The sequence below is a fragment of the Microtetraspora malaysiensis genome (assembly GCF_001528665.1).
GTDB classification, from domain to species: domain Bacteria; phylum Actinomycetota; class Actinomycetes; order Streptosporangiales; family Streptosporangiaceae; genus Microtetraspora_A; species Microtetraspora_A malaysiensis.
In genome coordinates this window covers 81,597-93,176 of the sequence record NZ_BBYJ01000033.1, presented here as the reverse complement: position 1 = coordinate 93,176, position 11,580 = coordinate 81,597, and the positions used below count along the sequence as shown (strand labels likewise).

Here is an 11,580-nt window from a genome sequence, read left to right as displayed (position 1 = left end):
GGCCGGGTCTTGGCGGCGTAGTAGGTGCTGGGAGAGATCGACAGGCCGTGCTCGCTCAGCACACGACAGATCGGCTCGACACCGAACAGCTCACGATGTTCGTCGATGAAGGTCACGAGTGCGTCTGTGGCCGGTCGAGCTCGGCCGCGAAGAAAGCCGAGGCGGCCTTCAGGATCTCATTCGCCCGGCGCAGCTCGGCGTTCTCCCGCCGCAGCCGCTTCAGCTCCGCCGACTCATCGCTGGTTGTGCCTGGTCGGGTGCCTTCGTCGATCTGGGATTGGCGGATCCACTTGCGCAGCGTCTCGGCGGTGCCGATGCCGAGCTTGGCGGCGACGGCGTTGATCGCGGCCCACTCGGTCGGGTAGTCCGGGCGGACCTCGGCGACCATACGCACCGCGCGCTTACGCAGCTCTGCGGGATAGGGGGACTTGGCTGCCATGACTCGATCCTCTCAAGGGAACGAGCCTCCACCGAAGCCGGAGCGCTTCATTGTCGCAGACCGGAGTCAACAGACTGCCTGCCTGCGCCGCAATCGTCCGCTAGGGCCCTCGTAAATGCCGTCCTGCATGGGACGCGATGACGAACACAGGAGCGGACCAGGAGCGGCCCTCGAAAGGGACTGGAGACGGTAAGTTATTAATCCGCACCATGACCATGCCAATCTCCTTGTCCTTGGGAGCTAGATGTCAGGTCCGCGGCACACCCCCTTTCCCGTCGATCAGCTTCTGCGTGCAGTGCATCTCGAGATCGCTGCAGAGCTGCGGAGCGATGGAGACGGGGAGAAGCTTTCCCTGGCGGTAGGCCGTCGAGTCGGCCGCAACGGGGAGAAGCACGAATATCTGTTCTCATGCAAGACGTGGAAGGAAGCCTTCTCCGGCGAAAGATTGTTGATCCGCCTGTCCCGTTCACGTGATGCCTGGTCGAGTGCCGAAGTACATCGCATGCCCGACGGGAAGATCAGAGTCCGCACTCCGGCCGATCTCGGCACCCAGCCCGCCAACGCACAGGTTCGCGTGGACGACACGACGGGGTGGGAGGCTGTCGTGGAGCGGCTGGAGTCAGCGAGCGGAAACGGCAGCCTAGTCAACGCGACCGCCGCAGGCTGGCTGGTGGGCCAGGGACAGCCTCGTATCGAACGCTGTGCGACGCCTGAACGCTTCGTCCAGGGATACCGCGAGCGTACGCTCAACGATAGGCAGCGCGAGGCGATCGAACAGGCCCTGGGCAGCGAGTTGACCTTCATCTGGGGACCGCCGGGAACAGGTAAGACCGATGTCGTGGCCGCCATCACCGAGGGATGTCACCGGCAGGGGCTGCGCGTGCTTTTCGTGGCGCCGACCAAGGTGGCCGTCGATCAGGCACTGGAACGGATCTGCGACCTGCTATCAGGGGAGGATGGCTTCGCCACGGGTCTGGTGCAACGAGCAGGAGAAATCGAGCTGCCCTCGCTGGCGGCCAAGTTCGGCGAGCAGATCGACCGCGCCAAGATTAGCGAGAGACTGTCCGCCTCCCTCACGGCGCAGATCACCGATACCCGCAGCCGAATGGAGGCGGCTCTCCGAGACCTTGCATTGCACACCGAGGCCGCGGAGACCGCGGCTCGGCTGGCGAAGGTGCACAGCGATCTCAACGGGGCCAACAAGCGCATCAGCTTCCTCAAGCAGCAGACCCAGCTGCTGCAGAGGGCGATCGGCGAGATCGACAGCGAGATCCAGCGCATCGGCGTGCCATCCGGACTGCTCGCGAAGAGGAAGCAGGCCAAGCTCAACCACCTGAGCCGGACGCGATGGGAACGTCACCGCGACCTGGCGACCCTCAACCAGGAGCTCCCGCTTACTTATACGGCCCAGCAACGGTATGCGGCCGAGGCCGCGGAGATGGAGCGAACGTTGACCGCGCAGCGGAACGCTCTTCGCACCGTCCCGGCGCCCGGCCCGCTCCGGGAGGCCGCCGACCAGCTACGGCAGCACTTGTCCAGCCTGGAGCAGGAACTGCAGAAAATCGCGGAGGTGGTACGCGGGAACTGTCGCGTGATGGGCACCACGGTCGCGAAGGCGGTGCAGTCACGCAAGCTGATGGACTCGATCGACGTCGTCATCATCGACGAGGCCGGCATGGTGAACGCTCCCTCCGCCTGGTGCGCGGCCGGGCTCGCTACTCGCCGCCTTGTCATCGCCGGCGACTTCCGCCAGCTACCAGCAGTTACCAAAGCCTCCGGTGACCGGCGGGCCACGCCTGTCGAGAGAGAACACTCCCTACTCTGGATGGACCGCGACCCCTTCACCACGGCTGGGCTTGTCGATACCAGCGGCACGGCCCGCCGTGGCGATCGGCGGATGGTCTGTCTGGACACGCAGTACCGAATGCGTCCAGCTATCTGCGACATCGTCAACGTGGTCGCCTACCCGGACGCGCCCCTGCGCACAGGCCGTGGCGACCACTGTCGACTTCCCGCCTCCCCGCTGCTCGACGGCCCACTGATCCTCATCGACACCACCTCCCGTCGCCTGCCCAATCCAGCGTCCCGGTACGGCGGACACACGACGAACTCCGTACACGAGGCGGTCATTCACGAGCTCATCCGCGGCCTGCAATACGACGAAATCCTGCCTGCACGCAAGTGGACCGAGCTTGTCGCTGGGGAACGTCCCACCGACCGGATGGCGGTTATCACCCCGTTCAAAGCACAGGTCAGGGCGCTACGCGAGAGCCTGACCTACAGGTTTGGCGAGAACTACGACGGACTGGTCGACACCGTCCATCGCTTCCAAGGAAGCCAGCGTCCGCTCGTGATCATCGATACTGTGGCAGGGGCCGGGGACAAGCTCGGCTACTTCTACGAAGGCACCGGCCTGTCCTCATCCACCTGCCGTCTGCTCAACGTGGCCCTCAGCCGTGCCCAGGACCACCTCGTCGTCGTGGCCGACACCCAGTTCCTGCGCGCCAAGCTCAACCCGGCCAGTGAGGCAGCGCGCATGCTCGCGCACCTGGAACGCCACGCGCACAAGCTCTCGGTGGACGATCTCGTCCCCTTCCGCTCCGCCGCCGACCTAGCTGGGCTGCCCGAGGAGGAACTGGCCCGACCGGCGTTCTTCCCGGCCGACGAGGTGCCACGAGCCATCGCCTGGGACATCGCCCGCGCCCAGCGCAGCATCGAGATCTACTGTGCCTTCCTGGACCCGAACCCTGTCCGCAGCTGGCTTCGTCACCTCATGCCACGAATTCGTGCGGGAGCGCAGGTCATCGTCCACACGCGCGATCAATCGGACGACACGCGTCGGAGCGGACTTGTCGAAGAGCTGCGGGCGGCCGGATGCCAAGTTACGACGCGGGAACGCATGCACGAGAAAGTTCTCATCCTCGATGACACTGTGCTGTGGCATGGCTCGCTCAACCTCCTGGCCAACATAGGCCCCACCGATCTCATGATGCGGATCACAGATCCCGGCTCATGCCGGCGCGTCCGTCATATCGTCGAGCGGGCCCGGATGGAACGCCCCGCACGCTCCTGGCCGCAGCGCACGTCCGTACAGAATCAGTCGATCAATGACCAGCCCCGCCCTGGCATGGTGATCGACGGCCGCCTCTACCTCGACGTTCATTTCAATGACAAGGAGGAGCTGAAGCGTTTGGCGCGAACCCAAGGAATGTCGGCGAAATGGGACGGCAGGCTGTGGCATGTTGACGCTGGCATCCCGCTCCACATCGTTCAGCAGTGGCTTCCCCCTTCGGACACATGAGCCGCCGGGTCGGACTTCTGCTGATCACCAGGTCCGCCCGTACGGCTCTGCAGGCGCTCCGCCGCTTCACCCCTGACCTGGCGGTTACTCGTATTTACCCGCGTGTTTGTGGGCCTTCTTATGGGCCTTTTTCTTGGGACGCTTGCGAAGCTGCGCGGAGAGTTGCTTGCGGAGTTCCTTGGGAAGTTGCTCGCGGATCCGCTTCAGGGCCTTTACCTCAATTTGCCGGATGCGCTCACGGGTCACGCCATAGTGGCGGCCGATCTGCTCAAGGGTCTGGGGTTCGTCACCGTTGAGACCCAGGCGCCTGCGGAGGATGTCGGCTTCTTTTTCCGAGAGAGAGGCCAGCCACTCCTCGACGGCCTGCTCGGAGAGCATCTCTTGCAGCCTTTCCTCCGGCCCCGGCGTGGGGTCGGGAAGGGACAGGAGATCGCCCAGGTGGACCCCATCCCCGACAATTCGGTCCAGTGAGTCGGTGACCTTGCTCAGTGCGCGCACCTCCTCCACCGCTCGGACGTCCAGGCCGGTGGCCAGCGCCACATCGATCGCGGTGGCGGACCTACCGGCCCGGCGCAGGGCTGACTCCGCGCCCGCAACCTTGCGCATCTTCTCGTGCATGTGAACGGGGATGCGGATGACCGCGCCCTCGTCGGCGATCGCCCGGGTGACCGACTGCCTGATCCACCACGTGGCGTAGGTGGAGAACTTGTGGCCCTTCCGTGGGTCGAACTTCCGGGCGGCGTGGATGAGACCGAGTATTCCGTGCTGGACAAGGTCTTCTTCCTCGAGCCCCTGCCCCAGGTAGCCCAGGATGATGCTGTACACCAGCCGTGTGTTGTGCAGGACGAAGGCGTTGCGAGCGACCCTGCGGATGTCGTCGGCGGGCAATGCCGAGAGTTCCTCGTCGGTCGGTTCGACCCCCGCGCGGTCGACGCCGCCGCGCAGCAGGATGCTCAGCCCCATCTCCTCGGTCGCGCTGAGGAGGTGCCTACCGGGGTCGGTGCGGAGCCGATCGTCGCTGATGAGGCGCCGGGCCGCAGCGACGGCACGCGGGAAGTCGTACGTCCTGCCGTTGGGCTCGGGGGCGGGCTCGGGCTCACGTCCTGGAGGGGACGCTGGTTCTGGCCATGTGGAAACCGGTTCGTCATGCAGGACGACGATGCCGGCCATCTTTGCGCGCTCGGGGAGTGACGCGATCTCTTCGGTATCCAGCCCGGCCAGTCTGCCGAAACGACTCAGCTGCTCTCGCGTGACATGGCCTGTGGAGATGTGCTGGCGTACCAGCGCCAGCGCGCGCTCCGACCGCTCGGACGGCGCGACTGTCGCAGTGGGCCTGGTGATGACGACCCGAAGGCCGATATCGGCCAGCGCCGCCACGACGCGCTCGCGCGCTTCCGGGGTCAGCCTCATCTGCTCGGCGGCATCCTCGAAGACCCTGGCGGGCACGGCGCCGTTCACGGCGCTGCTTCTGAGCTGCCGCAGGACGCGTGCCACGACTCGGTGGAGGCCCGGCTCGCCCGGACGTGCCAATGGCGTGTCAACGGTCATGATTAGGACGTTCCCATAAGCCACCGACATTCAAGACAACCAAATTTCCACGGCAAGCGTCTGTGTCCTTGAGCGTTGTTAGCATCCGGGTGTCCGGATGGAGCGGGAGGGCGGATGTCGCCACGCGAGGAGCTACTGGGGTACCTCCGTCAGCAACTGATCGGGCCGGTCGGGGGAGTCACAGAGCTAATCGAGGAACCACCCAACCGGCGTTACCTCATGGGCACGCTCTATCCACAGGACACCGACCGGCAGCAGAGCTTGACCAAGGGTGCCGAGGTCACCGAGCCGGGCGCCGCTCCTGAGGATCCGTCCGAGGAGACGCGCTTCGCGGACGACACCGTCCCGGACGCCAACGCCTGGCTGCCGTCCTCGATGGGGATCTCCCTCTACACCGACGCTGAAGAGCTGACGCTGATCTGCCAAGGCGCCCGCTACGAGACGCGGCGGGGCAAGGTCAGGAAGTGGCAGCGCGTCCCGCTGGAGGACTTCGAGGAGACCTTCAAGGCCGGGGAGGTCGAGAGGGACATCTGGGGCAACCGGGCGCAGATACGCTTACGGTGGCGATCGTTCGCGGGTAAGCGGCTGGTGACCGTCGCGCTGGTCAACACTAAGAAGGCCATGGGGGACCACGGGTCCCAATGGGACGACATGCTCTTTCAGGTCTCACTGGAGGTCAGGCCAGTCGGCGGCAAGTTGCTGCAGTACCCGAGCATCCGGCTGACCAGCCGCGACCTGGAAGAGCAGGAGCTGCGCCTGCAGTACCGGCACGTTGTGACACACGCCGTCGGCCACAGCTGCGCGGTGGACGAGATCGCCGAGGACGACCGGGTGGTTGGGCTCCGGACCCAGATGATGCCGGAGGCCGAGGTGCCGGCGATCAGGCCCGCCGGGCCGTCCGGGCTACCCGTGCTGAAGCTCGCACACCTGTCCGATCCGAACGTGGCGGAGTCCCAGCTGCACACGGAAATCATGGACTTCATCGGCGGCTATCGAAATTGGTGCCACGCGCAGCGCACGGCCGACGTGCCCCCGGGAGCGCAGGAAGCGGCCGAGCGTATCCTCGACAGGCTGGACACCGCCGTTCGCAGGATGGAACTCGGGGCCGATGCGCTGTTCGCTGGCTCCTCCGGCCACGCACTTCGTGCCTTCCGGTTGGCCAACCGGGCGATGGCGCTCCAGATGCGGCACTCAGCGCGGGACCTAGGGGGACGGCGCCGTCCGCGTTCCGAGCCCGTCACACTGGATCCGGATCCCTCGCCCGACGCGGCATGGCACCCGTTCCAGCTCGGGTTCTTCCTGCTGTCGGTCTGCGGGCTGATCGATGAGTCCCACCCTGACCGCGAAGTGGTGGACCTGCTCTGGTTCCCCACAGGCGGCGGCAAGACGGAGGCGTACCTCTTTCTGGCCGCCTTCGAGATGATCCTGCGCAGGCTGCGGCATGGAGACGACGGCGGCGGAACCGCTGTGCTCAGCCGGTACACGCTGAGCCTGCTGACGACGCAGCAGTTCCAGCGCGCCGCCACGACCGTCTGTGCCTTGGAGTACCTCCGGCTGAAGGTGGACCCGGTGATTCCGGGCGGCCCGTTCAGCATCGGGCTGTGGGTCGGTGGCGGCACCACCCCCAACAAGTACGCCGAGGCGCACGAGATGTTCCGGCAGCAGCGTGAGGCCGCCAAGCCGAAGGACGTCTTCATCCTCGACCGCTGCCCTTGGTGCGGCACGCAGGTGATGCCCACCGCCAAGTCCCCCGACATCGGTGACTACGGAGTGCGGACGACCGAGACGTCCTTCCGGTTCCTGTGCCCCAGGAATGAGTGCCACTTCCACGAACGGCTGCCGGTGGCGGTGGTCGACGAGCACCTCTACTCGGATCCGCCGACATTCGTCCTCGGCACGGTGGACAAGTTCGCCCGGCTGGCCTGGGAGCCCGACGCGGGACGGCTGTTCGGCGGTGAGTACCTGCCCCCGTCCTTGGTGATCCAGGACGAGCTGCACCTGCTCACCGGCCCGCTCGGCACCACCGTGAGTCTGTACGAGGCGGCCGTGCTCGAACTGTGCTCGTGGAATGGAGCCGGCCGGCCGAAGGTCGTCGCGTCCACCGCCACTATCCGGCGTGCGAGCGAGCAGATCCGCGGGCTGTACGGCCGCAGCGTCCAGCTGTTCCCTTCTGCGGGCCTGGACGCCCGCTACTCCTACTTCGCCGAACCGGACCACACTGTCCCGGGGCGCAGGTACGTCGGCGTCATGGCGCAGGGCCACACCGCGGGCCGCGCGACGGCGGTGACCGCGGCCGCCATGTTGCACGCCCCCATGGAGTTGCCCGAGGAGCACCGCGACGACTACTGGACGCTCGTCGCCTACCACCACAGCATGCGGGAGCTTGGCCGGACCCGTACTGCCGCCGGTGACGAGATCCCTGCGCATCTGCGCGGCCTCGGCTCGCCGGGACGCCGTCGTGAATTGGCGGAACGCCAGGTGGAGGAACTGTCCAGCAACCTCGACAGATCCGAGCAGCCCAAACTGCTGGACCGTCTTGAGCTGAGTTTCGAGGACCCTGACAGCGTTTCCATGGTCGTCTGCACCAACATGCTGTCGGTCGGAGTGGACGTGAAGCGGCTGGCGCTGATGCTCATGCTCGGCCAGCCCAAGGCGAACGCGGAGTACATCCAGGCGAGCAGCCGCGTCGGGCGGCACGGCATCCCCGGGCTCGTGGTCACCTTCCTCAACGCGACCCGGTCGCGTGACCGATCGCACTACGAGACGTTTGGCACCTTCCATCAGGCGCTCTATCAGCATGTCGAGCCGACCAGCGTGACTCCGTGGTCGGTCCCGTCCCGCCGCCGGGCACTGCATGCCGCGTTGGTGATCCTTGTCCGGCACGGCCTTGGGCTGTCGGCGGACGATCAGGCCGGTGACGTCCTCCACCACGTCGGCGAACTGACCGAGGCCGCGTCCCGGCTGGTCCGCTGGGCGGCCAAAGCGGACCCATCCGCCGCCAGCGAGGTGCGAACCGACCTCGACGGACTCCGCCGGGCCTGGCTGGACGCGGCCGAGCAGGCGAGGCAGGCGGGCAAACGCCTGTACTACAAGCCCGCGGGGAAGGCGCAGGCGAGCCTGCTCAAGAACTTCGACCGGCCCGGCGGCATGTGGGAGGCGCAGCATTCCATGCGGAGCGTCGACCGTGAATGCCAGGTCATTGTGAAGGGGGCCGGGGAATGAGCACCCGCAAGCTACGCGTCCGGCAGGCGCAGACGGTCGTGCCTTTCGGAGTGGGCGCGGTATTCGACGTCCAAGGCGAATCGTTCGTCGCGGCCGGGATCGCCGACTGGCCGTCGCCACGGGACCTGGAACGGATCCACGCGCCCCGGCTGGAACGGAAGCTGAAGGTCACGGGCCTGTGGGCGCCGTTGCAAGCGCCGGTCGCCGACTACGACGTCCCCGACGCGTCGGGGCCGACGTTCATCCGCTTCCCGGCCTGGCTCTTCTGCGGATCGTGCCGTCGGATGACGCACTGGCGGATCCAGGACGAGAAGTTCGGGCATCCGCCTTACTGCGCTCTTTGCAGCCCGCGGCACAAACTCACCCCGATGCGGTTCGTCCAGATCTGCGAGGCTGGGCACCTGGGGGACGTCGATTGGTGGTACTGGGCGCACTCCGAGCTCACGCCGGAGGAACGCGACAATTGCCCGGGGCCCACGGCGCTGAGCTTTGAGGCCGGGGAGAACGCCACCGGGCTTGAGGCTCTGACGGTGCGATGCCGGCACGAGGAGTGCGAGGCGGCCCGGAGGGACCTGCTCGACATTCTTGGGACGCAGAAGATGCGCTGCTGCGGGCGCAATCCGTGGGAGCGGTTCAGCGAGCGGAAGGACTGTGGGGAGCGGATCCAGATCGTGCAGCGGACCGCGGGCAACGTTTACTACCCCGTCGTCCATTCGGCGCTCGACATTCCGGCCCCTCCCGCGCCCGCGGTGGCCGATGACGAGGTCGCGCGGCGGGTCCGGGAGCACCCATTCTTCGGCACGCTGTGCCAGTCGCCCGACGCGCCGGGAGCGGACAGCCTGATCGTGATCATCGCGGAGGTGGCCGAGGCCGACCCATCGCTCGTCAGACGGCTAGTGGAGGAGGAAACCGGGCAGGTCGCCGGGCCCGGGCCCGCACCCACCGGGGAGGGGCCCGATCTGAGCAGGGGCGAGTGGGCCGCCTTTACTGCGACCAGGCCCGAGCGCAGCGCCCATTTCGTCACCCACGAGGTCGGCTTGGGCTCGTCACAAGGGCCCCCGTGGACCGAGCTGGAGGCGAGGATCTCGCGGGTCGTTGTGGCCGAACGGATCCGTGAGGTCCGTGCGCTTCAGGGCTTCAGCAGGGTCTCCCCGGAGGGCCGGATGATTCCGGTGGACCCCTTAGGACGCCGGCGCTGGCTGCCCGCTGTTGAGGTGTTCGGCGAAGGGATCCTCCTAACGCTGGACGAGGAACTGCTGGGGCAGTGGGAGGCCCGTCGTGAGGTTCGTGCGCGCACCGCGGGAATGAAGGCGGACCTGGCGAAGTCGTTTCAGCGGGACCGAATCGAAGCCTTCGCCGGTCCCCGGCTGTTGCCCCGGCTGCCTTTGCTGCACACACTGGGGCATCTTCTCGTCCGGCAGCTGTCCTTCGAGTCCGGGTACAGCGCCGCGTCGCTGCGCGAGCGGGTGTACGCGCGTTCCGCGGAGGGCGGTGACCACCAGTACGGACTGCTCATATACACCGCCTCCGGCGATGCGGAGGGCACACTGGGCGGTCTCGCGCGCCAGGGCGAACCCGACCTGCTTCCCGAGCTTCTCCTACGGCTTCTGGAACAGGCCGCCTGGTGCTCGGCCGACCCGCTGTGCTCGGAGCACGGCGGCCAGGGATACAGCAACCTGAACCGGGCAGCGTGCCACGCCTGCGCGCTCATCCCCGAGACCAGCTGCGAGGTGGGCAACATCCTGCTCGACCGGGTGATGGTGGTCGGCGGCTCAGGGGTTCCGGGGTTCTTCGAACTCGTCGTCCAGGCGGCTCGGGAAGAGGCGGCGCATCGGGTTGGTGCGTGGTGACCATCGGCTATCTCGACCTGCTCCCCGGGCAGCGGGCCGTGCTGGACCGGCTCACCGAGCCCGGCCACCACCTGGTCAGCGGACCGCCTGGGTCCGGCAAGAGCCTGCTCGCGATCCACCATGCCGCCGCGCTGGAGATCGTCGGCCGTCCCGTGACGCTGATCGCGCATTCGAAGCTGCTCGGACAGCATCTGGATGCCGATGGCGTGCGGCTCGGCGCGTCGTTGCCGATCATGACCTTTCACGGCTGGGTGCACGCCTGGTACCGGGAAACCATCGGCTCGCCGCTCGGCGGAACGAGGATCGGCTCCTTCGACTGGCCCCGGTTGATGTCCGCGGCCCTGCACGACACCGGACGGCGGGGGCATGTTCTCGTCATCGACGAAGCGCAGGACCTCCCGCAGGAGTTCTTCGGCCTGTGCAGGGTCCTCGGAATGGACGTGATCGCGTTCGCCGATGAGTACCAGCGGATCACCAGTACCCAATCCACGCTCGATGAGATCGAGAAGGCCCTCGGCGGGTGCGGTCGGCTCGAGATCAGCACCAACCTGAGAAACCCGCGCCCGGTCGCGGAACTCGCCTGCCACTTCTACCCGGGGCTGCACCAGCCGCCGCTGCCGCACCGGGACGGGCCGGTTCCGGTGCTGCTGCGGCGCCCGGAAGCGCGCCGTCCATTCGTGCGCTGGCTCGCCCGCTATGCCGAGAACCATCGCACACTCAAGATCGGAGTGGTGGTCAAGCGCAGCCGCGAGCAGGGAGAGTTGCTGGCGGAGATCGAGCGGGTGCGCCCCGGCCTGCGACCGCAGATCTATGTCGGCGCCGCGGGAGACACGCGGTACCAGAAGGTCGACCCAGACCGTCCCGGTCTACGACTGGTGAACCGGGCGAGCGTCAAGGGCCTGGAATTCGACAGCGTGATCGTCCCGGATGCGCATCTGGACGCGGGCGATCCGTCCAGCGTCGATCTGAAGATGTTGTACTACGTGCTCGTCACGAGGACGCGCGGGGAACTCTACATCTGCTATTCCGGTGACCAGGAACCGCGGATGTTCGGCGGGATACCGCAGCGGACCTTCGTCCGGCAGATTCTGCCTGGTTAGGCCGAAGCAAGAACACGACCGGTCGGCTCCGAAATAAAGGGTGCCTCGCCGGCGTCATTCCCGCCCGCTGCGGGCAACGGCGACCAACGACCATCCGCACTTGACCGGGGAGCCCATGAC

The 11,580-nt window shown here is 66.9% G+C and carries 5 protein-coding genes and 1 pseudogene; 4 read left to right on the top strand and 2 right to left on the bottom strand.

The window, feature by feature from the left end; genetic code table 11:
- Positions 1 to 439, bottom strand: a pseudogene (locus AWQ71_RS34440) (transposase); the annotation flags it as partial.
- Between the two features lie 295 nt (positions 440 to 734).
- On the opposite strand from AWQ71_RS34440, the gene AWQ71_RS40960 reads away from it, so the two are divergent.
- On the top strand, positions 735 to 3,740 hold the full coding sequence (locus tag AWQ71_RS40960; protein WP_245658761.1) for an AAA domain-containing protein: 3,006 nt from the start codon (positions 735 to 737) through the stop codon (positions 3,738 to 3,740).
- Positions 3,741 to 3,824: 84 nt separating this feature from the next.
- Here AWQ71_RS40960 and AWQ71_RS34430 read toward each other — a convergent pair whose 3' ends face one another.
- Complete coding sequence (locus AWQ71_RS34430; RefSeq protein ID WP_169806697.1) at positions 3,825 to 5,288, bottom strand: sigma-70 family RNA polymerase sigma factor; 1,464 nt, start codon at positions 5,286 to 5,288, stop codon at positions 3,825 to 3,827.
- Positions 5,289 to 5,402: 114 nt separating this feature from the next.
- On the opposite strand from AWQ71_RS34430, the gene AWQ71_RS34425 reads away from it, so the two are divergent.
- From AWQ71_RS34425 to AWQ71_RS34415, 3 genes are read left to right on the top strand one after another with little or no spacing between them, the layout of a single operon-like run.
- On the top strand, positions 5,403 to 8,510 hold the full coding sequence (locus AWQ71_RS34425; protein WP_067141684.1) for a helicase-related protein: 3,108 nt from the start codon (positions 5,403 to 5,405) through the stop codon (positions 8,508 to 8,510).
- Positions 8,507 to 10,360, top strand: coding sequence for a DUF1998 domain-containing protein (gene drmB / locus AWQ71_RS34420; RefSeq protein WP_067141681.1), 1,854 nt, complete (start codon positions 8,507 to 8,509; stop codon positions 10,358 to 10,360). The genes AWQ71_RS34425 and drmB overlap by 4 nt, the downstream gene beginning before the upstream one ends.
- A complete protein-coding gene (locus AWQ71_RS34415) occupies positions 10,354 to 11,460 on the top strand; it encodes an AAA family ATPase (RefSeq protein WP_084259615.1) in 1,107 nt (368 codons plus the stop codon). The genes drmB and AWQ71_RS34415 overlap by 7 nt, the downstream gene beginning before the upstream one ends.
- Positions 11,461 to 11,580 lie beyond the last annotated feature (120 nt).